Source organism: Shewanella sp. MTB7, from assembly GCF_027571385.1.
GTDB lineage: Bacteria > Pseudomonadota > Gammaproteobacteria > Enterobacterales > Shewanellaceae > Shewanella.
In genome coordinates, this window is sequence record NZ_CP085636.1 from 6,167,170 (window position 1) to 6,191,450 (window position 24,281).

Here is a 24,281-nt window from a genome sequence, read left to right on the forward strand (position 1 = left end):
TTTATACCTTAAAATGACCTGACTTACCGCCACGTTTCTCTAACAGACGAGTCTGCGAGATCACCATATCTTTCTGTACCGCTTTACACATGTCATAAATGGTTAACGCCGCAACAGAAGCCGCCATAAGTGCTTCCATTTCAACACCAGTTTTACCCGACAACTTACATAAGCTAGTGATACGAACTCGACTATGCTCAGGTTGAGCTTCAAGTTCAACTTCAACTTTAGTCAACATCAGCGGATGACAAAGAGGAATAAGATCTGAGGTTTTCTTCGCCGCTTGGATCCCTGCAATACGTGCAGTAGCGAAAACGTCACCTTTGTGATGGCTGCCACTCATGATCATCTCAAGCGTTGCTGGAGCCATCTCAATAAAGGCTTCAGCACGGGCTTCCCTTTCTGTTATTGCTTTGTCTGTCACATCAACCATGTGGGCATTACCATCGGCATTGATATGGGTAAATTTATTACTCATTTATTTAAACCTTATTTTTTAGCAAATACTTTTATAGATACAATATAAGATGGCAGGGATCACAGACCTATACATCGACTTAATGGTCCCCGAAAATTAACGACTTAATCAAGCTCAACTAAGTACTGAGCTATGCCTATGATACCGTCGTATTTAGCCTCCGATAGAGGCTAAATGTTGAGTCACGCCGGTAATACCGTCATGGAGGAAATGCGTTTCTTTCTTCTGGGCGAGTTGTCCATGAAGACGCTGAACTAACTCAGGTCTTTGGGATGCATCTTGCAGCAAATCTCTGAGATCGACACCATTTTCAGTAAACAAACATAGGTGTAGTTTACCGTTAGCAGACACACGTAATCGATTACAGCTGGCACAGAAATGCTTGTCATAGGGCATAATCAAGCCGATACGCCCCTTATGATCACTACGGCTAAAATTTTGTGCGGGGCCATCATCCACCGCAGATTGGTCAAGGCTCCAACCATCAGCAATAAGCTGAGATCTGATATCCGCTCCCGCTAAATGATGTGCCTGAAAATAGTCACGACCAAGCCCAGTTTCCATCAGTTCAATAAAACGTAGGTCTATCGGAGTATTTTTAATCCAGTGGAGAAAACGTGGCAGATCTTTATCGTTCAAACCTTTAAGCAGAACGGCATTGATCTTCACTCGCTCGAATCCAGCATCAAGAGCAGCATCGATGCCTCGCATCACCTCACCGAACTTATTTTCACCTGTGATTTGATAGAACATCTTAGGATCTAAGCTGTCGACAGAGACATTAATGCGCCTTAATCCTGCGTCGTACCACTCTCGCGCATGCTTCTCTAAACGATAGCCGTTTGTTGTTGTCGCGATAGTGGTGATTTTATCGTTATCGGCAACAGCACGAATAATATCGGTAAAGTCTTTGCGCAATGTAGGTTCGCCACCTGTGATACGGATCTTTTGAGTACCGACCTCAGCAAAGGCGGCAACCAAATTCTCTATTTCACTGAGCGCCATAAACTTAGAACGACCATTTGGCCGGTATCCATCTGGGAGGCAATAAGTGCATTTGAAGTTGCATACATCAGTCACTGACATACGCAAATAGTGAAATCTTCGACCAAAATTGTCTTGTAGTTGAGACATGATCACCTTTCCAAGTAAGGGGAGGTGAGAGAATTTCTTATCACACCCCGGTGGCGTTATTGCCACGGCTTAGCGTCCATATCTGTTGACGTAGGACAAAAAGCTCGGAGAACCGTCAGTGAGTAATTATAGGCCTATTTAATCCTCCAACCCTAGCTTTAAAGCCTAATTTCTTGCTTCCGATCAATTTTTCATTAACATTTTGCGACACAGCTCACCCTTGCCAAACGGATAGAGTAGACTCAAGTCACTGTATAAACTCTGTGCCATTGCCTGATTTTGTTGTAAGGTGGAAGCATGATTAAAACACCCGTTTAGCGGGGAGATGTATCTAGAGGAGAAGTGATGGAACGCGAATCAATGGAGTTTGATGTCGTTATTGTTGGAGCAGGCCCAGCAGGCTTAGCTACAGCGTGCCGACTGATGCAAGTATCAAAGGACAGTGGACTAGACATCACCGTCTGTGTAGTAGAAAAAGGTTCAGAAGTAGGTGCCCATATTCTTTCTGGTGCAGTGTTTGAACCGAAAGTACTCGGAGAGTTATTTCCCAATTGGCGCGACACTGGTGCTCCGCTCCATACAAGTGTGGTGAGTGATGAAATTCACATGCTAAGTTCCCCTACATCATCACGAATAATGCCCAACGCCCTACTCCCCAAAACCATGCACAATGAAGGCAACTACATCATCAGTGTCGGCAATCTAACCCGTTGGTTAGCTGAACGTGCCGAAGAGCTCGGTGTCGAAATTTTCCCAGGTTTTCCCGCCAGTGGTTTGCTCTTCAATGAAGATCAAAGCGTTAAAGGCATACTTATAGGCGACATGGGCGTTGGTGCTGACGGTAAAGAGAAAAGTAGCTATGAGCCAGGCGTGGAACTGCATGCTAAGTACACCATCTTCAGCGAAGGTTGTCGTGGTCACCTTGGAAAGCAATTAATTGAAAAATACCATCTCGATAATGGTAAGACCCCGCAACATTATGGCTTAGGTTTTAAAGAGATCTGGAAAGTTCCCAGTGAGCAGCATGAGCTAGGTAAAGTGGTACACACAGGTGGCTGGCCACTCAACGATGGCGCATCCGGTGGCGGTTTCCTCTACCACCTTGAGGATAATCAGATTGCCGTCGGCTTAATTGTCGATCTCAATTATCAAAATCCTCATCTCAGTCCCTTCGATGAGTTTCAACGTTATAAAACACACCCAGCAATCGCTAAATACCTCGTCGGTGGTGAGCGTTTAAGTTATGGCGCACGAGCCATCACTAAAGGTGGATTAAACTCTCTGCCTAAGATGACCTTCCCAGGTGGACTCATCATAGGTTGCAATGCTGGCACCCTGAACTTTGCCAAGATAAAAGGCACGCACACGGCAATGAAGAGTGGCATGATCGCAGCGGAGACCGTAGCACAAGCACTATTCGCTGGCGTGACAGGCGAAAAAGATCTCGATTGCTATGCTGAAAGATTCGAGAAAAGCTGGTTGCAAGATGAGCTTTATAAGTCGCGTAACTTCGGCCCTGCCATGCACAAATTTGGCACTTATCTCGGTGGTGCATTTAATTTTATCGACCAAAATTGGTTTGGTGGTAAGTTCCCCATCACCTTAAGGGATGAGAAGCCTGACTATGCTCAGATGGCTGAAACCGGTGCTTACAATAAGATTGATTATCCTAAGCCCGATGGTAAGTTAAGCTTCGATAAACTCTCATCTGTGTACTTATCTAACACCTTCCACGAAGAAGATCAGCTCTGTCATCTGAAACTCAAAGATGCTCGGATCCCTATCGACATCAACTTAGTTAAGTTCAATGAACCCGCTCAACGATACTGTCCGGCTGGTGTTTATGAGGTGATTGAAGAGGAAGGTGAAAACAAGTTTGTCATCAATAGCCAAAACTGTATTCACTGCAAGACCTGTGATATCAAAGATCCAAGCCAGAATATCACTTGGGTCACCCCAGAGGGCGGCGGCGGACCTAACTATCCCAATATGTAAAAAATAGGTCATAAACAGGCAAAGTACGCTCCTATACTCCTTAGTATAAGAGCGTACTTTTATTACAAATGTGAATAAGTCATTGCACTTTAGTCAAAAAATAACCATAATTCTAAACTCTAATAAAGCGTAAATTTCATATCAAGCGCTCAAAATCCTACAAAGCTTTCTCTTAATTACAATCAGAAATACAGCTCCAAGTTTTGATTGATCAATTCTGTCTATCACTTTCGCCATCTGACATAAATTTAGCAAGTAGCCAATAATGAAATTAAATATGCTTACCATCAAACAAAAGATCATTCTCACTGTCACCCTAGCCGTACTCCTGTCGACGATTTTAGTCGGTGTACTGAGCCAGCGTAGTGCAGAGCAAGTCATTGAACAACGAATGCTAACCTCTGAAATGCCCAACATGTTGCTGCAGATCCGCAACAAGATAGAACTAGATATTAATACCATGATGAATGCAGCCGAACAGCTTGCAAACTCACCTATGTTGATAAAATGGTTAGAGGATGGTCGTCCTGCAGAGAGTGAAGCGCTAGTTACCCAGCAACTGCAAGATATTAAGAAGCAGTATGGGCTTACTCAGTCCTCTTTTGCCGACAGAGAGACCGCTGCTTACTACACCCAAGATGGTTTTTTGCGACAATTAACTCCTACGCAAGATAATTGGTTCTTCGATTTTAAAAGTAGTGGCAAAGAGCGCATGCTCAATGTATTCACCGAAGCCAATGGTGAGGTCAAACTATTTATAAACTATCAGAATCCCTATGGTCGTGGACTGGTTGGTCTCGCTAAATCACTTGGCGATATGGTTGAATTATTAACCTCATTTAAAATTGAACAGACTGGCTTCGTCTACCTTGTGGACGCCCAAGGCTTGGTCAAACTTCACCCTGACACAAGCAAGATAGATCGCAGTACACTCAATGATGCTTACCATGATAGTCGCATCAACAAGCTGTTAAATCCAAATGAGTTCAACTTGATCAAAACCGAAATTGATGGCGAGCCTATGTTAGTGGCTAGCACGTACATTCCCTCTATGAATTGGTTTCTTGTCGCTCAAGTACCTGAATCAGAGATTTTTGCACTGCTGAAGGACTCAGCTTATCAGACCCTATTTTGGACTCTGTTGATTGCGGCTGCCTTCATTATATTGGCCATCGTTGTTGCTGGCTCTGTGAGTCGTCCTATCTCAGTTGTCGCCTCTATGTTACAAGACATCGGCGAAGGTGAAGGCGATCTACGTCAACGCCTCCCTGTTGAGGGAAATGATGAGCTCACTCAGCTTGCTAAAGGGTTTAACAGTTTTATCAGTAAGATTCAGAGCTCGATAATTGAAGTGACTGAAGCCAGCGAACAACTCAGCCTTTCGGCAAAAGATGTCGCGATTCAGGCAAAACAAACTCTCTCTGATAGCCAACTGCAAAAAGATCAGACTCTGATGGTGGTTGCTGCGATAAATGAGATGGGAGCAACGGTTAATGAGATTGCAGGAAATGCAGCTCAAGCTGCTGATACAGCAAGGGATGCCGACTCTGAATCTAACTCAGGACAAGTAGTCGTACTGCGTGCAAAAGATACAATCAACCAACTCTCAGACGACGTAGAATCTGTTGGTGAGGTCATCGAATCTTTAGCTGTTCACACTAAATCCATTGGCGGTATTTTAGATGTAATACGCGCAATATCGGAGCAGACAAATCTTTTAGCACTCAATGCTGCTATCGAAGCTGCACGTGCCGGTGAAGCTGGACGTGGCTTTGCTGTTGTTGCCGATGAAGTTAGAAATCTAGCTTCTCGTACAGCAACATCGACAAATGAAGTACAGTTAATGATAGATAAATTGCAAACAGAAGCGGGCAGAGCAGTCGATGCCATGACTCAAAGTCGCTCACGTTCCCAAGAAGGGGTGATTGCCGTTGATGAGGCGAGTCGGTCACTGTCAGGGATCAGCGACCAGATAGGTCAGATCACAGACATGAATATTCAAGTGGCGGCGGCGACCGAAGAGCAATCAACGGTTGTGGAAGATATTAATCGTAATGTCACCGAGATCAACGATATCACTCAGAGAACCGCAGACACAGCAGAAGCGGTAGCCCAAGCGAGTCAATCACTGAGCCATCTGGCCCATAGGTTGGATAATTTAGTGGCAGGCTTTAAGGTTTAATACCAAACAGTATAAAGATATGATCGCTCAGCGAGAATTTAGCGCTTCTGAGGCAAGGTCATTAATTGCTCCTACATTAACGACATTCAGAACATCCATGTTCTTTGCAACGAGTAAAGAACATAGTTGAACTAGGTTTAATACCAATTACATTAAGTATCTGTTCATTCAGCGGGATACGCTAAAGCTCACCTTTTAGGCGTGTTTTGGCTGCCGACTCCTACGTTGAATGAGCTCACAAGGGAATAACCATTCCATCATTCGCCTTGAATTAGTTTGCCAAAAAACACGCTGATTTGATTAGCTAGGTGGTTTTAAAAATTTGATCGACATGGGGTATCGATAACTTATCCCTTCACTTGCTTTTATCGATGCAATGATGGTAAATACGATATCAGCAATCGCCAGTAAACCAATCAGAATAAAACCTATCCCTACCAACATCAAAATCGCACTGATCAACATGTAGATCATTAAGCTTAACTTAAAATTTAAGCAGTTACGCCCACACTCATCGACAAACGGCATCTCATCACGCTTGGTCAACCACACTATCAGTGGACCCAATATGCTGCCGAAAGGGATAAAATAACCAGCAAAGCTTGAAACGCTCACAGCAATGCCCATGTTTCTCTCATCTTGGCTGAGCTCTTTTTCTTCTACCTGAGCTGCTTCTGTCACGCTTTCTCTCCTTGAGTTGAAAATCCTGAGTGGCCCTAAACTGATCACCTATTTAGTCGAGTTGGTATTATATTCCTTCGGGACCAAACAGGCGCATCTGCCAGTCCTCAATTTTCTGATTATCTAACCTTCTCTGTACGCTATTTACCCAAGCGTTAGCCAGACCCTCACAACTTGCGAGACGGTCATAAGCTTTAGCGTCAAACTCTGGAGAAAAATAGATCGCCATAGCATCTCGAACACTCATATCAGTGCGACGCTCAATTAGATATAGACTATCATTTTGTTGAATTACACCTGGTTTGATCACTCGATAAAACCATCCACATAAACCACGGGTTTGCATCGCTAACGCAAACTCTTTATGACCAAATTGTTGATTTAACTTGAAGCATGGCGATCTTGGCTGGGTCACCTGTAACTCAACCTCACCGATAGTTATGATGTCGCCAATGTTGACCAGAGTTTCATCCAATCCCACAGTGCTAATATTCTCGCCCATAGAGGGAGCATCCTTAAAACCATTCATCATATCCCAGCGACGATATTGGCCATAATGCTCACGGGGAAAGTGATGCAGCACTCTGTCTAATCCACCATGATGCTTAGGATCTGCCTGAGCATCGCCAGAGACGGTTTCAACATTTACGGTTAGTGTGGAAGAAGAGTACTTATTGGCAATAGCACTAATAATGCCTGAAGTTTGGCTGAGCTCTTCGCCCAGATATAAACCCGATAAATGTTTAACCAGTAATTGCCCCGACATCAACCCACTCCTTAAGTCACTTCTAAAAATAATAAACTAATACAAATCTTAGCTTGAGGCCATTGGCATTTAGATACTTTAACCTGAAAGAGAATTTAGATATAGCGCATCACTAATGGGACAACACGACCTGATCTCGACCTTTGTCTTTTGCTTGATAAAGCGCGACATCAACCCGGTTGATCAAATCGGTACTCAGCTCGTCAGACTTATATTGAGCGACACCCGAACTCACCGTTATGCCAATTTCATGTTCATTGACACTGATCTTACGTCGGGCAATAGACTCTCTAATCCGCTCAGCCGTGTCGGCAGCATGGCTAAGGTCGTTATTCGGCAGAAGCAGTAAAAACTCCTCACCACCCCAACGACACACGATATCTTCATCTCTTAATTGATGCTGGATCATAGTAGCCACGGTCTTAATCACTAAATCTCCGATGCTATGACCAAAGCTATCATTCACCCTCTTAAAATAATCAATGTCTAATAAAATGATGGCTACCGGAACAGTTTGGTTATCAGCACTTAACAGAGCTTGAGCAAACTGAACCTCGAACATCTGCCGGTTCATGGCCCCAGTGAGTTTATCCGTCGACGCCATCACCTCTAACCTTCTCTGATATCGCCCCAATGTCAGATTTGCAATCACTAAGATGACAATAATCACCAATAAACCAAGCAAAATATTGACCCAAAAGGTATTTAATATCTTCTGCTCTCCTTCCATTTCCTCCTGCTCAACCATCAAGTACCATTTAAACTCTGACACCATACGAGAATTTAGGTAAACCGTTTTATTGTCTCTAACATAGGAGAGAGAGAGGCGCTTGGGCTAGTAAGAATGCGGGTTGCAAGTCTCTTCAAACCCGGCGAGTTTTGTAACGTCTGACTGCCGGAGTATTGACCGCCATGTAATGTCACAACCCCCTCAGTATCGACAAAATAGACTCGACGATTATATCTCTTCTGATAAAGTTTTATCAGTTTCTTGACGCGTTCAACGGCAAGTCCAACCCCAGTAACCCCGATGAAATTTCCTTCAAAGTCATACACTTTATAATTAACATACACAACCGTACGCAGCTTATTCGCCGTATCAAGATCGATATTCACTTCATAGGACTCTGATGTAGGCAGGAAGCGAACGCGGAAATACCAAGCATCATCGGGATCCGTATCCAGCACCCGCTTTAAAACACCTGAAGAGTGGTAATAGTTTCTACTTTTCTCGGAGACAAAAAAGCTAGTCACTGTATCGTACTGACTCTGGATCTCTTTTAAGTAGCGGACCAGCTGTTTTGGATCTCGTTCATCATTAATGGTCCAATCCCTGACAAACGTGTCCTGAGCCATAAGCGAAGAGATAAAGATTGGCTGTAACAAATCTTGTTGAATTTCTGAGTAGATGTTGTCGCTAGTCAGGGGTAAGGTATTTTCTGAGATCTGTTCACTCAGAGAATCATGAGCCACTTTATAACTGATACCACTAGTAAAAATGAATGCCGTTAACAAAAGAACCGACAGGATCCAGATAAACCGCCTCTTATCACTCCAAACTGTATTTCCCATTCACCATCACCCGTTCTATCACTTCAATTTAATCTGAAAAAATTGCGATTGCCCTCAGTTAACACTCTGTTAAGTATTGCTTTAGTCCCTCACCGGGAATTGAGCTTTGAGTCGCAACGGCAAAACTGGCCCACACACCCGCTTCCTTCATCGACTCAACAATACCTAACTCAGTAGTGAGCCCATGTATTAGACCCGCAGCATAGGCATCTCCAGCTCCGGTAGTATCAACCACCTTAGACGGAATCGCTTCCACTTGCAGACAATCATCTTGGGTATAAAGATAGGCACCATCGGCACCATCGGTGACGATAAAATATTTAAGGGATTCTCCGGCAATCGTTAGTCCATACTCCCAGGGTGAGAGCTGACTGCGACCTTGCATATCTGTTTTAGACGCAATTAAGATATCACAAGGTCTGGGGCGTTCATCTTTAGCCAATTGAGCTAGTACCAGACAGTTTTTCAGTGCTGTTTTCGCCCAACTAACACTTCCCTCTGCCGATGAATTAAAATAAACCGCATCCCACTGAGTCCATATTGGAGGGGTGGCAAGTTCAAAAACTGGCCTTTCGGGACGAATAATAGTGCGCTCTCCATCTGGAGTCATCACCAGTAACATTTCACAGGTATTATCATTATGACGTTGGATTAGATGGCAATCTATGCCTTGAGTACTCGCTTCTGCCAGTAGCCAATCGCCCACTTTATCCCTACCCACTTGACTGACGAGTGCCACTCGGTGCTTGGCCCAAACCAGGCCTATTCCAGTATTGGCGCCCCCGCCACCCAGACGCTGACCGCCATCTTTATAATGAAATCGTCCTCCCATCTCTAATGGTTTATCAAGGTTAAGAATGCGATCACAGTTGAGATTAGCCACAAGAAGAATATTAGCCATAATAGCTCCAAAAAATAGGCGTCAGACTATGAATAGAAAAGGAATATTGATAAAAAACATATTCATAAATAGACGGTAAAATAAGATTCAATCTTTAACAATAAACATCCCTTCACTGGCGGGACGACTGAGCTTAAAACCAAATTTTTCATATAACTCAGGAACATCAGCCATTAGAGTAATATAAGCACCTTTGGGAGCTTCTCTATTCAGAGAATCCATTATCGATGGCTGATCTGTCTGCCATCGATTTTTCCCTGATAAGCAGGATAAACTGCAATATCGACAATTTCAAAATTCAGCGTCCCATCACCAACAACTCGCCCCATTCCAACTGCTTGTTGATGAACCTGCACTTAAACACCAAACAAGCTGCGTGGTAGACCGACTCTAGCAGCCTAGGTGTTAACCCAGAAACCAGCCTCAACCGAGTAAAGTCTTCTGCCGATACCAAGGTTTCAATCAGCTTTGCACCCAACTTAAACCTCGGTATTATCGGTTCGCCATTCGGAGGCTAGCATCGCATACTGAAACTCACTTCCCCAGGCACCTTTAAAAAATACGTTCTGAATAAAATGCGCTTCCCGACGAAAGCCCACCCTTTCCAGCAACAGCCACGAAGGCAGGTTGTCACAGTCAGTTGTCGCAACGACCCTATGTGGCTTCAGGTTAGAAAAAAGATAATTTAATAACCCTATCACAGCCTCAGACGCATAACCTTGCCCCTGAAAATCCGGTGCAAACGTAAAACCAATTTCAATCTGTGAATCATCGATAAAATGAACGGCTAGATCCCCCAGAAGCTGTTCGGATTCTTTCGTTAGAATAGCCAGTTGAAACCAGTTGCCTAACGTACCAAATTCAAACTTCTGCATCTCATCAAACAGCACTAATGCATCTTGATAACTGTATTCAACCCAGTTCTGATATTTTGCCACATCGGGCAGAGCCCGGTAATGAGCAAATGCTTGTAGATCGCCCGGTTCAAATTGACGACAGATAATACGTTCAGTCTGAAATAACAGCTCCATGCACGACTCCATTAAATCACTCAAGGTAATAACTTCCTTTCGGCGGCTTGAAATTCGTCAATTCGAACGTTCATCTGCCTAACCTCTGATGAATATGCTTAATTTATTTATCCAAAACTACCTTAAATGAAAATTTAAGCAAATTCCGATACAGAGAACTCAAGCTTAGTTTACAGACCAACATGCTGAGTTAACTCACTCTAAAGCCAATAAATATGTAAGAGATCTCTCAAGCATTTGTCAGACAAACGTTAACCTTAAATATACATACCGAATAATTACATGTAACAGCATGTTTTTAAACAGATAATACTATTACCAAAAATGAAGTGGTAAAATTTACCTAACTATCCCTTATTTAGGGCTATTCATACTTGATAAAATTGATCACACAGCAGGGAAAATAAGGATTATTGAATGGAATCAATAATTAGCATAGATGAATTATTGGGTAATATCGGGACGCCTGAATATAGGTTAAAGCGATATCAAGCATGTCTTAATGAGTTTGAAAAACTCAATTATGATGATCCCTTTATCAGGCAAATACGCGCTGAAGTGTCTCTTCTGGAAAAAATCATTAAGGAGACCAAAGCATCTAAGAGATGGCTTACCCTTAGGTAAAAGTCGAGCAAAAAAAAGGTTGAAGCTAATGCTTCAACCTTTTTGTATAAATATTTGAATAAACTACATATCGCAGGGCTTCAACGGCTTACGCAGCTGAGCTCGAACATTATCCATTCCCGAATAGAACTCTTTCATCATCAAGAGCCCCATCATCTTGCCGTTATCTGTAACGATGAGGTTATCCGGATCCGTCGGGTCATTTTTAATCGCGCCAATGACTTTCATCGAGGTCATCTCTTTAAACAGCGCAGTGTCTAAGTTCACCCCGAACGTTTCGCGGAAGTATTTCCGTGATAAACGTCCAGAGAACATGCCAAGTAAGAAGCGATATTGCATCACATCTTTCTTGCTGTAATTCTTCTGCTGCTCAACACTCATGCGGCCAGCATCGATATTTTCATGGTACTTTCGCAGTGAGAAGTTATTGACATACAAGGTGTCATTCAAAAAACTAAATGACCCAGATCCAATGCCAAGATACTCATCATAATCGATGACATATTCATCGAAACCCTCATTGTCTGTCTTACCAAAAGCCCATGCTGACAATTGATTATATTGCCCATTTAAACTATTCAGAATTTGACGATACTGACGAGCCATATCACCTGGAGATGCAGCTAACTTACCTTTCACACTCTTACGCGTCTGGTGAGTGGTCATCAAAGGATAGGTAGTGATCTGACGAGGGTCCAACTTAGAAGCCATGTCTAAGTCATACTGAATGATTTCGTCAGTTTGGCCCCGAAAACCAAAGATTAGATCTACGTTTATGATAGGAAACAGCTCCTTTGCTGCCATGATCTTATCAAACGTTTGTTGACCTGAACCAAACTTATCTAAGCGATCTGTCATTGCTAAGATATCATCATTGAAGCTCTGCACTCCAATAGACATGCGATCAACTAAGCCTTCCAGTTGCTTAAACTCAGGGCTATCAAGGTGTTGTGGATCAGACTCACAGGAGACTTCTTTAATATTTGGGAACAGTTTTTTTGCATGCTCAATCGTACGCGCTAGCTCATCTTCTAGCACTGTTGTAGTGCCACCGCCAATATACATAGACTCGAAGTCGTAACCCAGCGCCTTCACCATATCCATCTCTTTTCTCAACGAGATAAAGTAGGCACGAGCTTTATCTTCCTTAAATAGGAAGCGGTGGAAGGTACAAAAAGAGCAAAGTGTATGACAAAAAGGAACATGGGCATACAGCATGTATTTTTTACCCTCGACAGGGGCTGGCATCATGTCTGCCGACTGAGTATCTAGTCGTAAATTCTTATCAACATAGAACTGCATCACTCGCTCCATAGAGCTAAGCATCCAGTTTGGAACAGTGATATCAGCCTGATAAGGCTTAATGATGCCACTGCTAGTTGATTGAATAATTGACGACATAGAGATCCTTAATGAGCTGTTATAGGGTTTCGCAGCCGTTAATAAATAGTCATAGAGAGTATTGGCGGCTGAAGTATAGGAGACAAAATACCACTTTAGAGTTAATCAAAATGTGAACTGGTTATAAGTTAACGCCACCTAACAGGGAAAACTGGAGGATTTTGTTAAGCAAGTCATGGTTTAGCAAATGTGATTACTTGTCAGGCCTATCCAACACCTGATTCAAAATAGGTAAGCCTAAAGATAATAATATGGACAATACTACTAATCGAGATCGCAAATTTTACGGCAAAACTCTTTTTTATCAACTCTATATAAAAGTGACTCTGTTGTATCAACAGTATCGGCAGAAGCGACTTAATAACTAATTGAAAATGAGTACTCTAGGCTTAAGGTCATGATATTAAAGATTATTTTAAATAAAGTTTTCTCAGTTAATTTTTACTTTTATTCACTATAATACGAATACACTCATCATCACGATACCCATCCATTAACTCACTCACGACTAACTTAATGTAATTATCACCAACATGATGGCCAAACGGTTCATTAACACTCTTTAACTTATAAATCTCGATAAAACAAGCATTGAAACATTCAAATTTATCCCGTAAAACTGTTAATAGGTTATGCAACACTACTCATCGATAACTCCTCCATTTAGAATGGATATCTACGTGTCTGTATATTAAAATTACCCCTGTATTCTATATACGAGTATATGATAAAAATTTACAATTATAATTCTTGACGATGATCAGTTTTGTGATACCGATCACAGGTGATCAATTACCGATCAACTATGATAAAAACTAGTTCCCTACCTTTATAACTTTATTTGTATACTATTTGTTAGTTATGCGTATCAAATACTATTAATTCACATTGAATTATTAATGTTTTTTGTTATTATTTTATTATCCTAAATTTACGATATATCGCTCAAATACGTGCATCCAATACTATCTATTGCAACCAGAAGTGTTTCAAAATTCCATGTTCCTTTGCACTAATTTAAATTAATCAGACAGTTGATACAACAATAGGTACATATATGTTTATAAATAGTATAAAAACTAGACTGAAAATAATTATAGCTCTATCTATACTATCTTTATTAATAGTAGGAATGATCTCTGTATACAGCATGAAAAAATCAGCTGGTGATGTTGAAAACTTATATTCTGTAAAAATGAAAAATAATAATTACTCTAACAAAATAATTCAACTTGTTGGAATAGCAAGAAGTTCGTTATTACTGTCGTTTCAACATGACTCTAGGAGTGAGTTTTCATCTTTACATGATCACCCTACATCTAGCCACTTAGATTCTATTTCACAATCGTTATCAGAAGTTAATATTATTATTAGTGAGATAGTTTCTTCGGAACTAACCATTAACCAAAGAATTATGATTGAGGAGTTTATAGATAAATTCCATAATATAGAAACTCAAGGTTTTAAACTTGCTATAGAAAAAGTGAATAAAAATGATTTCTATGGTTCAAACGAATTATTGATTAAAGTCATAAATCCACAATTAGAAGAGATAATTACAATAGCTGCAGAATTTTCAAACCAGATGTTTATTGATTCAAGCATGGTATATGAAGCTACAAGTGATAATATATTAAAGAGCATTTACTTTATTATCAGCTTTATTTTTATAACTGTTGTGTTCATATTTGTATTGTCTATATTAATAATGAATCGCATCAGTGATGCTTTAACACAGATACAGACTGCAACAGGCAAGGTAACAAAAGGAATATTAACTCAACGAGTATTACTCGATGGAAATGACGAGTTTTCTGATATATCGAGGGACTTCAATAAAGTCATTGATAGTTTCCAACACATCATTATGGACATTAATGATAACTCAATTAGCTTAGCCAGTACTGCTGAAGAAAACTTATCTATAACTATGCAAACTAAACAAAACGTTATTGTTCAACAAGATCAAATTAAGATAGTTGTCACAGCCATGCATGAATTTACAAGTACGGTACAAGAGGTTGCGACCAGTACAAGCCTTGCTGCAGAATCTTCAGCTTTGGCAGGTATTTCCACAAAAGACGGTAAAAAGGTTGTTCAAGATACTATCAAATTGATCAATGAATTAAGTAACAGAATAGCTGAAACCAGTGAGATCATCATGAGCCTTTCAACACAAAGCAATAAGATCAGTTCTGTATTAGAGGTCATAGGTAGTATTTCGGAGCAAACCAACTTACTAGCACTTAATGCTGCAATTGAGGCCGCAAGGGCTGGCGAAGCTGGTAGAGGTTTTGCAGTTGTTGCTGATGAAGTCCGTTCATTGGCTAACCGAACAAAAGAGTCAACCGAGGTAATTAGAGTTATGATCACTGAGTTGCAATCATTTAGTGATCGTTCAGTAATCAAGATGGAAACGAGTTCAAACCTTGCGCACAAGACAGTAAAAATGGCTGAGTTAGCAGGTACTGCATTAGACAAAATCGATGAAAATGTTGAACACATCAATTTAATGAATACTCAGATAGCAACAGCAGCAGAGGAACAAACGGCTGTCACAAATGAGATTGATATCAACATTAATAAAATTAATGATATTTCGAGTGAAACAGCCTGCGGTGCAGAACAAAGTAGTGCGACAACACTTGAATTAGCCTGTCTTATTGAAAATATGAAAACCAATGTAGCGAAATTTAACTATTAATATGAGATACGAGTACACCACTCCAAACTACTTATTAGTTCTCTAGTTGGTAATAGCATCGGCAGTCTAATTTTAAGGCATTACATAGTATGAAAAATAGATTAAACCTTGATGTAAACATAGCAGCTCGAAAAAGGATCCAGCTAATTTTAGATTTTTTTCCTCATTTTTATATCTCTTTTTCGGGTGGAAAAGACTCGGGAGTATTACTCAACTTAGCCATAGAGGAAGCTAGACTCCGTGACAGACTTCCTATCGACGTCTTAATTATTGACTTAGAAGCTCAATACACACACACGATTGAGTATATCCATAGGATGGTAAAACGCCAAGAGATCACCCCCTATTGGATCTGCCTCCCTATTAGTCTACGCAACGCTACATCACAATTCCAACCTAAATGGATTTGTTGGAATCCTAGTGAAAAAGAACGTTGGCTTCGTCCTTTACCTCAACATTATTCAGTAATTAATGATATTCATTTTTTCCCTTTTTTCCAACATGGAATGGAGTTTGAAGAGTTTGTCATAGAATTTGGCGCTTGGTATCAGCATCAAAAACAAACGCGCTGTGCCTGTTTAGTTGCAATTCGTTCAGATGAATCCCTAAATCGTTACCGAACGATTAAAAATAAAAGAAAGGAAAAATTTGGTGGATTAGCATGGACAACGCTCATTACTAATAACCTGTATAACGCTTACCCTATTTATGATTGGCATGTACAGGATATTTGGACGGCTAATGGTAAATTTGGTTGGGATTATAATTCTATTTATGACTTGATGCACTTAGCCGGTGTTAGCTTGGCTCAGCAACGTCTATGTCAGCCATTTGGAGATGATCAGCGCAAAGGTTTATGGTTATATCAGATCTTGGAACCCCATACTTGGCAAAAGCTCGTAGAACGCGTTGAAGGATGTAACTTTGGGGCTAGATACAGTAAAGTTCAAGGACATATCTTAGGCTATTACAGATTTGAACTTCCTGATGGGTACACTTATAAACAATACAGTAAATATTTGCTAAACAGCATGCCCCCTCATTTAGCAGAACACTACCGCACCCGAATTTTTAAATTCCTTTTATGGTGGCGGAAAAATGCCAAAAATAATGGAATTTCTGCCATCCCTGATTTTGGTGACAAGAAACTTGAAGCACAGAAAAAAATCCCCAGCTGGCGTCGTATCTGCAAAGTGTTAATTAAAAATGATTACTGGTGCAGAGGACTCTCATTTGGACAAAACAAAAGCATTACACAGCATTATGTTGACCTGTATGGTCAATATATTACTAAGAAGTAAATATGAAAAATAAACTCGATATAGACTTATTAATAGAACAACTAAACGAACTGGATCTCACTGAACTATCAGTTCGAGACCGAGTAACTGTCTTTAATAAACTGTCAGATTTAGCTGCCAAAATTATTCAATTCAAGCACCCTGTACTCAATGTAAAGTTAATCAGTAGCTCCCAAGTTAAGGATAATGATTATAATCCGAATACTGTCGCTCCACCTGAATTCAAACTACTCAGACACTCTATAAAAAAAGATGGAGTCACAATGCCTATCATAGTTGGAAAACAGTCAGGATCTGATGACTATGTCATAATCGATGGTTATCATAGGAGTCGGATATTAAAACAAGATTTAAACATAAAACAGTCACTCTCAAGTTATATGCCTGTCGTCATCCTCACTAAGGAGATTGATGATCGCATGTCTTCATCAATTCGACACAATGTAGCACGGGGGACCCATCAAGTTGAGCTCACCTCACAGCTAGTAATTAAATTACGACAAATGGACTGGACTAATGAGGATATAGGTAGGGAGCTAGGAATGGATAAAGATGAGGTTTTGCGTATGCAGCAAATTACAGGATTAGCTGATGCTTTTCGTCATAATTCCTTCTCCAACGCCTGGAAATAAATATTCATGACAATAAACAACGCCTTATATCGCATCCATTTGAATTTAAAATCTTATAGATAAAAAAATACCTCGCCAGCATGACCAACGAGGTGTTTAACTTAAAGCTTAAGCTTTAATACCTAGAAACTCGATATTACTCTTTATACTTCAGCGTACCGTCAGCCTTGATTTCGTCAAACCAAAGGTTGTGGTGCTGGGTAGCCCAAGTTTCATCACAGTATCCTGATACCATACATTCCATACCACCTTCAGACATAACCGTAGCCATAAAAATATGCACGATTGAGAAAGCAGTGATAATGATGGCACTGACAGAGTGAAGTACTAAAGCAATTAGACTTAGGCTACGGCTAGGCTCGAACAAGTTCGGGAATAGCAGTAGCATGCCAGAGGCTGAAATCAATAGACCGAACACTGCAAACGCCCAGAACCATAGCTTTTCACCAGCATTAGCAAAACCAGCATCTGGATGCTTGCCTTTAAATGGACCGAAGTTGATGTAACCACCAACCACCATCATCCATTTAATGTCATACATCTTAGGCAGCTGATTCTTAGCCCAAAGTGCAACCATCAATGCCCAACCTAACATGAAAGGAATCGCCATAAAATCATGTATCTGTTTGGAAGCATACACAAAATTAGCCCATACACTTTCAGGTAAATAAGGTTGGAAGAAGAAGCGTCCAGCCAATAGCGTAAGGCCCGTCAGTATCAATAGCAGACATGGAATTGCGCCTAACCAATGGATCGAGACATCAAACTTAGACCAGCGATACACCAACTTACCTGAGAAACCACCGTGAAGTTTAGAGATACCATTCACTTTGATAAACACAATAAAGATGATAATCATACCAAATAGCGCAGCCATCAAGGCTGGGGCTAATATATCGCTACGCAGTTCTAAAACGCGAAGGTCATAGGTATTGATCGGCTGATTATGGAACTCACCGTGAGAGGTCGTCACGCCAGTGACGCCCGCTTTCAACTGAGACCAAATTTGACCATCTGTTACTACAGGTTGTTCTGCTTCATGTGAAGAGCCAGCTTGAGCCAGACCGATAGCACTAAACATCAGCACTAAAGTTAAGCCTATCTGTTTGAACCAATTGTTCATATTACATCCTTAATTTCCACCCCCTGAAAACAGGGGCTGGATTTTTGGGCTAAATACAGACTAGGGATTAACCCCAGATTGCATTTTTAGAGCCACGGTATGCAACACGCTCACGGAAGATTGAAGAGATAATCTCAGCATCACCCGCAAGTAACGACTTAGTCGCACATAGCTCAGCACACATAGGTAGCTTACCTTCAGCGATACGGTTAGAACCGTACTTCTGACGCTCTGCTTCGGAGAAGTTCTCTTCTGGGCCACCGGCACAGAAAGTACACTTGTCCATCTTGCCACGACTGCCGAATGCACCCTTCTTAGGGAACTGAGGCGCGCCGAATGGGCAAGCAAATAAGCAATAGCCACAACCGATACAAGTATCTTTATTGTGCAGAGTTAAGCCATCTTCAGTCTTATAGAAACAGTTAGCAGGACACACAGCCTGACAAGGTGCATCAGTACAGTGCATACATGCTACTGAGATCGAAGCTTCACCACGCACACCATCATTGATAGTCACTACGCGACGACGTTGGATGCCCCACTCTAGAGCAGAATCGTTTTCGTTCTTACATGCAGTGACACAACCATTACATTCGATGCAGCGCTTGGTATCACATAAAAATTTCATTGTTGCCATAACGGTAATTTTCCTTATGCCTTCACAATCTGACACAGTGTTGCTTTTGTTTCCTGCATCTGAGTCACAGGGTCATAACCATAAGTCATTGCGGTGTTACAAGACTCACCAATTACATAAGGTATAGTGCCTTCAGGATAATTAGGTGCAAGGCTTTCACCGCTCATAACACCAGCGAAGTGATACGGCATCCAAGTCACACCAGGTTTAACGCGAGGCGTCACCATAGCCTGAATCTTAATACGACCACCTTCAGCACCCTCTAACCACACTGTATCGCCGTTATTGATCCCACGGTCCGCAGCGTCGCTTGGGTTGATCTCAACAAACATCTCTTGTTGAAGCTCAGCCAACCAAGGGTTAGAACGAGACTCTTCACCACCACCCTCATACTCAACCAGACGACCAGAAGTCAAACCAAGTGGATACTTAGCTGTCATGTCTTTGTCTTGAATAGTCTTGTACAGAGTCGGTAGACGATGAACTTGCATGTCGTCATAAGTTGGATATTTAGCCACAAGATCACGACGAGGCGTATATAACGGCTCACGGTGAACAGGGGCTTGATCTGGGAAGTTCCACACGATACAACGCGCTTTAGCGTTACCATATGGAATACAGCCATGCTTAATTGCAACACGAACGATACCGCCCGATAGATCCGTCTTCCAGTTTTTACCTTCTGCTTGAGCTTTCTCATCAGCCGTTAGTTCATCCCACCAGCCAAGTTGCTTAAGCATGGTTGCTGAGAACTCAGGATAGCCATCTGTGAGCTCACTGCCTTTAGAGAAGCTGCCTTCCGCTAATAAATTGCTGCCCTTATATTCCACACCGTAACGTGCACGGAAATTACCACCACCATCTTTAACGTGTTTACTTGTGTTATACAGAATTTGAGTACCTGGATGCTTCTGCTCTGGAGTACCCCAACATGGCCAAGGTAGACCATAAGTTTCGCCTTTAGCTGGACCACCAGCAGCCTCAAGAGTCTTGTTGCTGAATGTGCCCCAGTTTTGAGTATGTAGCTTCAAACGCTCAGGGCTTTGACCTGACATACCAATCGTCCACATACCACGGTTTATTTCGCGAGTGATGTCTTCGATAACCAATAAGTCAGTCGCACTCTTGGCGATACGCTTAGTGTATTGCTCAGCAAAACCAAGCTTCTGAGATAGACGGTACATGATCTCAAGGTCAGTTTTTGATTCAAACAACGGCTCGATAACCTGCTCACGCCATTGTTGACTACGACCAGAGTTAGACACTGAACCTTCAGTTTCAAACTGAGTTGCAGCAGGTAACAGGTAAACACCATTTTTACGACGGTGCATAACACCCGCCATTGTTGGGAATGGATCCACAACAACCACAGTGTCCATCTTGTCTAGCGCATCACGCACATCATTTTGACGAGTCTCAGTGTTAACTGATTGTCCCCAGAAAAATGCCATTTTAATGTTATCTTGCTGAGCAAGCTTCTCTTTATCTTCTAGCACACCATCATGCCAACGAGAACAAGGGATGCCTGGGGTAGTCATAGGCTCACGGCCTAAGTAAGTACCTTGATCGAAGCGGCCTTTCATCCACTCCATGTCTAGATCCCAAACATTAGTCCAATGGTTCCAAGCTGCTGTTGTCAGACCGTAATAACCAGGTAAGTTATCGAACAGTAGACCTAAGTCAGTTGCGCCCTGTACGTTATCGTGACCACGGAAGATGTTAGTACCGCCACCAGATACACCCATGTTCCCTAGCGCAAGCTGAAGAATACAATAAGCGCGAGTGTTAGCATTACCGACGTGATGCTGAGTTCCACCCATACACCAAATCACAGTACCTGGACGGTTGTCTGCCATAAGCTTAGCCGCTTGGTAGACTTCCTCTTCGCTACAACCAGTAACGTGAGTAACCTCTTTTGGTGGGAACTTCTTCGCTTCTGCACGAATTGTTTCCATCTCAAATACACGTTCTTTGATAAAAGTCTTATCTTCCCAACCATTTTCGAAGATGTGCCAAAGCATACCGTAGATAAATGGAATATCAGTACCTGGACGCAGTGCACAGTGAAGATCTGAGTGCGCTGCAGTACGAGAGAAACGAGGATCAACAACAATAAGTTTAGCGTTGTTCTTCTCTTTCGCGATCAAAATATGCTGCATAGCAACAGGATGCGCTTCAGCCGGATTTGCCCCGATGAAGAAGATTGCATTAGCATTCTGAATATCGTTGAAAGAGTTAGTTTGCGCACCGTAGCCCCAAGTGTTAGCAACACCGGCTACCGTGGTAGAGTGACAAATACGTGCAGAGTGATCGACGTTGTTCGTGCCCCACATAGCCGCAAGTTTGCGGTACATGTAGCAGCCTTCGTTCGAGAACTTAGCACTACCCATAAAGTAAACAGAATCAGGACCTGACTCTTTACGGATATCTAGCATCTTGTCGCCAACTTCGTTGAAAGCTTGCTCCCAAGATAATTTCTTCCACTTGCCATCAACAAGCTTCATTGGGTATTTTAGACGCTTCTCACCGTGGCCATGTTCACGTAGTGCAGCACCTTTAGCACAGTGACCACCAGCGTTGAATGGATGATCGAAAGCTGGCTCTTGACCAGTCCAAACACCATTTTGCACTTCTGCATACAGACCACAACCGACCGCACACGCACTACATACAGTACGTTTGATCTCGATTGGTGCATCATGTGGGACATCTTTGGCCTGCGCTTTACGCATCATGCCTGTACCCAAAAATGAAACTGCGGCAATACCACCAGATGTGATACCAGCATGCTTCATAAACTGACGACGGCTAATACCTAAAGTTTTCTTCTCGACTTTAGGTGCCTCGTTGGATTTGCGAGTTAATTGCATCGCTCGAACTCTCCTAATTTAGCTGCGCAGGCTATTGTAGTAACTGCGGATATGATTCGTTTCGTGATAGCCATCTGCACTTTTAGCGCTAACATTGCTCTCGGTTGCTTGCGCGGCACTGATACCTGTAGCGGCAAGGGCGACTGTCGCCGTTCCACCTATGGTAAGTGCTTTCAGCAAAGATCTTCGACTCAGATCAGGCTGTTTCTTTTTCATTCTTGCTCCTGGTGTGAAAGGATGACTCATTATTGGTAATAGCCATAAATTACACGGCTAATATATGAGAAATTGGGAGAAAAAAAGTTGATCTGAATCCTGTTCAGTTCTCGAATAAAAACGACAGATCTTCAAAGCGTTAACTAGGTCACGCTTTAAAAATATCATGTGTAGATCGAAGTCAAAAAAAGCCCCAGCGATTTAAATCAACAGAGGCTTTTATACCGAGTGGTACTCGTGTTAAACGGACATAAAAAAAACCTAGCGAATGCTAGGGTTTTTGTTCTTTCTTTAAGACTTATAGCTCGTAGCTAGCAGCTTACTCTTTGTACTCTAACGTGCCATTAGCTTTGATCTCGTCATACCAAAGATTGTGGTGCTGCACAGCCCAGTTTTCATCACAATATCCCGATGACATACTCTCTAAACCGCCTTCGCTTAGCACTGTAGCCATCCAAATATGAACGATAGTAAAGCCAATCAATATGACTGAACTGCTGCCATGGATCAACAGACTTAACATCGATGTTTCTCGTGATAAATCTAAATCGGGTAATACCAACAAAATACCAGTAATACTGATCGACAGCCCAAATAGGACTAAGGTCCAGAACCACATTTTTTCGCCCGCATTGGCAAAACCACTATCTGGATGCTTACCTTTAAATGGTCCAAAATTGATGTAACCACCGACCAGTAAAAACCATTTCAAATCGTATGACTTAAAGGTTTGTACTGGCATCCACTTCAAGATGCAAATGGCCCAGAACAGGATAAATAATGGCCCAGTCCAATCATGAATCGTCTTACCGCCGTAGATAAGTGGTGCCCATATATCACTCGAAACCATAGGTTCCAGTACATAGCGTCCCAGCATAATGGTCAGGCCGGTAAACATCATGGCCAAGCAAGACACTGCCATCGCCCAATGTAACCACATATCGGCTCTTGTCCATCGCCTTACTAACTTACCGGAAAAACCATGACTCAACTTGGTAGAGCCATTTATCAAGTAAAATAGTAAAAACAAGCCAAACACACCGACAACAGCTATGGCCAATGCAGGCACAACATACTCATTACGCACTAGACGACCATCATTGCCAAAAGCATTGATTAACCGACCAGCCCCCGCATCTTGAGAATGAGTAAAGCCAGTCTCTCCCTCTCGTATTCCCCGCCATAAATCTGCAGTTGCTGTTTGTGGGTTAGCTTGCAGCAATTGTATCTGTAGCTGTTCAGCTGCGATAACCTGTTGCTGCTGTTGTAATAAGCTCTGCTCTATCTGAGCTTGATCCAATGGTTCTTCAACAGCAAATGCTACCGTTGAAGAGCCAAGCGCCCATATTAATACAGCAAAAAGAGCGAGTACTAATTGCTTACATTTGTGTGTAAACATAGTTATTCCTCCTGCTATGATTAATTAGAATCCGTTGCAGTTTCAGGTATATAACCCCAAATACTGTTTGGATTACTTCGAGCGGCAACCCTTGCTCGGAAAATATTGGAGATAACCGTGGCATCTCCCGCAAGCAGCGCTTTGGTTGAACACATCTCGGCGCATAAAGGTAACTTACCCTCCGCAATACGGTTCGCACCATAGAGCCTCTGCTCTTTTTCAGAAAAGTCAGGCTCAGGTCCTCCGGAACAATAAGTACACTTATCCATTTTCCCTCGTGTACCAAAACTGGTTTTCTGGGGAAACTGTGGGGCACCAAAAGGACATGCATAAAAGCAATAGCCACAACCTATGCAGGTCTCTTTATTGTGTAGCACAATGTCTTCGTCCGTACGATAGAAACAGTTCGCAGGACAAACTGCCATACAAGGTGCATCGCTACAGTGCATACAAGCTACTGATATGGATGCCTCACCGGGCTCCCCATCTTTCAGGGTTACAACACGTCGTCGTTGAAGACCCCACACAAGGGCTTCTGAATTAGCATTTGAACATGCAGTGACACAACCGTTACATTCGATGCAGCGCTTGGTGTCACATAGAAATTTCATGACTGCCATGATAGCTCTCTCCT

At 42.1% G+C, this 24,281-nt stretch carries 22 protein-coding genes, 1 pseudogene and 1 riboswitch; of the genes and pseudogenes, 6 read left to right on the forward strand and 17 right to left on the reverse strand.

Annotation, left to right across the window (positions count from 1 at the left end; translation table 11 throughout):
- Position 1: 1 nt before the first annotated feature.
- Both moaC and moaA read right to left on the reverse strand, forming a co-directional pair.
- Positions 2–478 carry a cyclic pyranopterin monophosphate synthase MoaC gene (gene moaC, locus HWQ47_RS27020; RefSeq protein ID WP_269969014.1) on the reverse strand — a complete coding sequence of 159 codons (477 nt, stop codon included), beginning with the start codon at positions 476–478 and terminating at the stop codon, positions 2–4.
- A gap of 153 nt (positions 479–631) precedes the next feature.
- Positions 632–1,612 carry a GTP 3',8-cyclase MoaA gene (gene moaA, locus HWQ47_RS27025; protein WP_269969015.1) on the reverse strand — a complete coding sequence of 327 codons (981 nt, stop codon included), beginning with the start codon at positions 1,610–1,612 and terminating at the stop codon, positions 632–634.
- A riboswitch (molybdenum cofactor riboswitch) is annotated at positions 1,600–1,734 on the reverse strand. Its footprint overlaps the gene before it by 13 nt.
- A gap of 223 nt (positions 1,735–1,957) precedes the next feature.
- On the opposite strand from moaA, the gene HWQ47_RS27030 reads away from it, so the two are divergent.
- Together HWQ47_RS27030 and HWQ47_RS27035 are read left to right on the forward strand one after the other, a co-directional pair.
- Positions 1,958–3,607, forward strand: a complete 1,650-nt coding sequence (locus HWQ47_RS27030) for an electron transfer flavoprotein-ubiquinone oxidoreductase (RefSeq protein ID WP_269969016.1) — start codon at positions 1,958–1,960, stop codon at positions 3,605–3,607.
- 265 nt (positions 3,608–3,872) lie between these two features.
- Positions 3,873–5,789, forward strand: coding sequence for a methyl-accepting chemotaxis protein (locus HWQ47_RS27035; RefSeq protein WP_269969017.1), 1,917 nt, complete (start codon positions 3,873–3,875; stop codon positions 5,787–5,789).
- 300 nt (positions 5,790–6,089) lie between these two features.
- Here HWQ47_RS27035 and HWQ47_RS27040 read toward each other — a convergent pair whose 3' ends face one another.
- From HWQ47_RS27040 to HWQ47_RS27070, 7 genes and pseudogenes are all read right to left on the reverse strand, one after another.
- Positions 6,090–6,416, reverse strand: coding sequence for a DUF4870 domain-containing protein (locus HWQ47_RS27040; protein ID WP_269971872.1), 327 nt, complete (start codon positions 6,414–6,416; stop codon positions 6,090–6,092).
- Positions 6,417–6,537: 121 nt separating this feature from the next.
- A complete protein-coding gene (locus tag HWQ47_RS27045) occupies positions 6,538–7,236 on the reverse strand; it encodes an MOSC domain-containing protein (RefSeq protein ID WP_269969018.1) in 699 nt (232 codons plus the stop codon).
- A 112-nt stretch (positions 7,237–7,348) separates the two neighbouring features.
- Positions 7,349–8,808: pseudogene (locus tag HWQ47_RS27050) on the reverse strand (sensor domain-containing diguanylate cyclase).
- 58 nt (positions 8,809–8,866) lie between these two features.
- The gene (locus HWQ47_RS27055) at positions 8,867–9,709 is read right to left on the reverse strand and encodes a PfkB family carbohydrate kinase (RefSeq protein WP_269969019.1); all 843 of its coding nucleotides are present in this window, start codon (positions 9,707–9,709) and stop codon (positions 8,867–8,869) included.
- Positions 9,710–9,796: 87 nt separating this feature from the next.
- Complete coding sequence (locus HWQ47_RS27060) at positions 9,797–9,931, reverse strand: hypothetical protein (protein WP_269969020.1); 135 nt, start codon at positions 9,929–9,931, stop codon at positions 9,797–9,799.
- Positions 9,931–10,065, reverse strand: coding sequence for a hypothetical protein (locus HWQ47_RS27065; RefSeq protein WP_269969021.1), 135 nt, complete (start codon positions 10,063–10,065; stop codon positions 9,931–9,933). Before HWQ47_RS27065 ends, HWQ47_RS27060 begins: the two co-directional genes overlap by 1 nt.
- 123 nt (positions 10,066–10,188) lie before the next feature.
- On the reverse strand, positions 10,189–10,740 hold the full coding sequence (locus HWQ47_RS27070; protein ID WP_269969022.1) for a GNAT family N-acetyltransferase: 552 nt from the start codon (positions 10,738–10,740) through the stop codon (positions 10,189–10,191).
- A 417-nt stretch (positions 10,741–11,157) separates the two neighbouring features.
- On the opposite strand from HWQ47_RS27070, the gene HWQ47_RS27075 reads away from it, so the two are divergent.
- Positions 11,158–11,364: a hypothetical protein gene (locus HWQ47_RS27075; protein WP_269969023.1), complete on the forward strand. Its 207-nt coding sequence runs from the start codon at positions 11,158–11,160 to the stop codon at positions 11,362–11,364.
- Positions 11,365–11,427: 63 nt separating this feature from the next.
- On the opposite strand, the gene HWQ47_RS27080 is transcribed toward HWQ47_RS27075, so the two are convergent.
- Together HWQ47_RS27080 and HWQ47_RS28190 are read right to left on the reverse strand one after the other, a co-directional pair.
- Positions 11,428–12,765 (reverse strand): coproporphyrinogen III oxidase family protein, encoded by a 1,338-nt coding sequence (locus HWQ47_RS27080; protein ID WP_269969024.1) that lies wholly within the window; start codon positions 12,763–12,765, stop codon positions 11,428–11,430.
- Between the two features lie 434 nt (positions 12,766–13,199).
- Positions 13,200–13,406, reverse strand: coding sequence for a diguanylate cyclase domain-containing protein (locus tag HWQ47_RS28190; protein WP_442802069.1), 207 nt, complete (start codon positions 13,404–13,406; stop codon positions 13,200–13,202).
- Between the two features lie 416 nt (positions 13,407–13,822).
- On the opposite strand from HWQ47_RS28190, the gene HWQ47_RS27085 reads away from it, so the two are divergent.
- From HWQ47_RS27085 to HWQ47_RS27095, 3 genes are all read left to right on the forward strand, one after another.
- Positions 13,823–15,469, forward strand: a complete 1,647-nt coding sequence (locus tag HWQ47_RS27085; protein WP_269969025.1) for a methyl-accepting chemotaxis protein — start codon at positions 13,823–13,825, stop codon at positions 15,467–15,469.
- 89 nt (positions 15,470–15,558) lie between these two features.
- Positions 15,559–16,770 (forward strand): phosphoadenosine phosphosulfate reductase, encoded by a 1,212-nt coding sequence (locus tag HWQ47_RS27090; protein ID WP_269969026.1) that lies wholly within the window; start codon positions 15,559–15,561, stop codon positions 16,768–16,770.
- 2 nt (positions 16,771–16,772) lie between these two features.
- Complete coding sequence (locus HWQ47_RS27095) at positions 16,773–17,402, forward strand: IbrB-like domain-containing protein (RefSeq protein WP_269969027.1); 630 nt, start codon at positions 16,773–16,775, stop codon at positions 17,400–17,402.
- Between the two features lie 136 nt (positions 17,403–17,538).
- On the opposite strand, the gene HWQ47_RS27100 is transcribed toward HWQ47_RS27095, so the two are convergent.
- The 6 genes from HWQ47_RS27100 to fdh3B (HWQ47_RS27125) all read right to left on the reverse strand — a co-directional run bounded on the left by HWQ47_RS27100 (position 17,539) and on the right by fdh3B (HWQ47_RS27125) (position 24,267).
- Positions 17,539–18,525: a formate dehydrogenase subunit gamma gene (locus HWQ47_RS27100; RefSeq protein WP_269969028.1), complete on the reverse strand. Its 987-nt coding sequence runs from the start codon at positions 18,523–18,525 to the stop codon at positions 17,539–17,541.
- Positions 18,526–18,592: 67 nt separating this feature from the next.
- Entirely contained in the window at positions 18,593–19,162 is a 570-nt protein-coding gene (fdh3B, locus tag HWQ47_RS27105; protein ID WP_269969029.1) for a formate dehydrogenase FDH3 subunit beta, read from the reverse strand.
- Positions 19,163–19,176: 14 nt separating this feature from the next.
- Entirely contained in the window at positions 19,177–22,032 is a 2,856-nt protein-coding gene (locus HWQ47_RS27110; protein ID WP_269969030.1) for a molybdopterin-dependent oxidoreductase, read from the reverse strand.
- An 18-nt stretch (positions 22,033–22,050) separates the two neighbouring features.
- Positions 22,051–22,248 (reverse strand): formate dehydrogenase, encoded by a 198-nt coding sequence (locus HWQ47_RS27115; RefSeq protein ID WP_269969031.1) that lies wholly within the window; start codon positions 22,246–22,248, stop codon positions 22,051–22,053.
- A 319-nt stretch (positions 22,249–22,567) separates the two neighbouring features.
- Positions 22,568–23,647 (reverse strand): formate dehydrogenase subunit gamma, encoded by a 1,080-nt coding sequence (locus HWQ47_RS27120; protein ID WP_269969032.1) that lies wholly within the window; start codon positions 23,645–23,647, stop codon positions 22,568–22,570.
- Positions 23,648–23,667: 20 nt separating this feature from the next.
- A complete protein-coding gene (fdh3B, locus tag HWQ47_RS27125; protein WP_269969033.1) occupies positions 23,668–24,267 on the reverse strand; it encodes a formate dehydrogenase FDH3 subunit beta in 600 nt (199 codons plus the stop codon).
- Between the last annotated feature and the right edge of the window lie 14 nt (positions 24,268–24,281).

Bases quoted from the DNA above. Each gene is read 5' to 3' on its own strand.
- HWQ47_RS27055 (WP_269969019.1), bottom strand. From the start codon at position 9,709: ATGGCTAATATTCTTCTTGTGGCTAATCTCAACTGTGATCGCATTCTT.
- HWQ47_RS27120 (WP_269969032.1), bottom strand. From the start codon at position 23,647: ATGTTTACACACAAATGTAAGCAATTAGTACTCGCTCTTTTTGCTGTA.
- HWQ47_RS27085 (WP_269969025.1), top strand. From the start codon at position 13,823: ATGTTTATAAATAGTATAAAAACTAGACTGAAAATAATTATAGCTCTA.
- HWQ47_RS27040 (WP_269971872.1), bottom strand. From the start codon at position 6,416: ATGGGCATTGCTGTGAGCGTTTCAAGCTTTGCTGGTTATTTTATCCCT.
- fdh3B (WP_269969033.1), bottom strand. From the start codon at position 24,267: ATGGCAGTCATGAAATTTCTATGTGACACCAAGCGCTGCATCGAATGT.
- HWQ47_RS27035 (WP_269969017.1), top strand. From the start codon at position 3,873: ATGAAATTAAATATGCTTACCATCAAACAAAAGATCATTCTCACTGTC.
- moaC (WP_269969014.1), bottom strand. From the start codon at position 478: ATGAGTAATAAATTTACCCATATCAATGCCGATGGTAATGCCCACATG.
- HWQ47_RS27110 (WP_269969030.1), bottom strand. From the start codon at position 22,032: ATGCAATTAACTCGCAAATCCAACGAGGCACCTAAAGTCGAGAAGAAA.
- HWQ47_RS27075 (WP_269969023.1), top strand. From the start codon at position 11,158: ATGGAATCAATAATTAGCATAGATGAATTATTGGGTAATATCGGGACG.
- HWQ47_RS27100 (WP_269969028.1), bottom strand. From the start codon at position 18,525: ATGAACAATTGGTTCAAACAGATAGGCTTAACTTTAGTGCTGATGTTT.
- HWQ47_RS27090 (WP_269969026.1), top strand. From the start codon at position 15,559: ATGAAAAATAGATTAAACCTTGATGTAAACATAGCAGCTCGAAAAAGG.
- HWQ47_RS27080 (WP_269969024.1), bottom strand. From the start codon at position 12,765: ATGTCGTCAATTATTCAATCAACTAGCAGTGGCATCATTAAGCCTTAT.
- HWQ47_RS27095 (WP_269969027.1), top strand. From the start codon at position 16,773: ATGAAAAATAAACTCGATATAGACTTATTAATAGAACAACTAAACGAA.
- HWQ47_RS27060 (WP_269969020.1), bottom strand. From the start codon at position 9,931: ATGGATTCTCTGAATAGAGAAGCTCCCAAAGGTGCTTATATTACTCTA.
- HWQ47_RS27070 (WP_269969022.1), bottom strand. From the start codon at position 10,740: ATGGAGCTGTTATTTCAGACTGAACGTATTATCTGTCGTCAATTTGAA.
- HWQ47_RS27045 (WP_269969018.1), bottom strand. From the start codon at position 7,236: ATGTCGGGGCAATTACTGGTTAAACATTTATCGGGTTTATATCTGGGC.
- HWQ47_RS27030 (WP_269969016.1), top strand. From the start codon at position 1,958: ATGGAACGCGAATCAATGGAGTTTGATGTCGTTATTGTTGGAGCAGGC.
- HWQ47_RS27115 (WP_269969031.1), bottom strand. From the start codon at position 22,248: ATGAAAAAGAAACAGCCTGATCTGAGTCGAAGATCTTTGCTGAAAGCA.
- fdh3B (WP_269969029.1), bottom strand. From the start codon at position 19,162: ATGGCAACAATGAAATTTTTATGTGATACCAAGCGCTGCATCGAATGT.
- moaA (WP_269969015.1), bottom strand. From the start codon at position 1,612: ATGTCTCAACTACAAGACAATTTTGGTCGAAGATTTCACTATTTGCGT.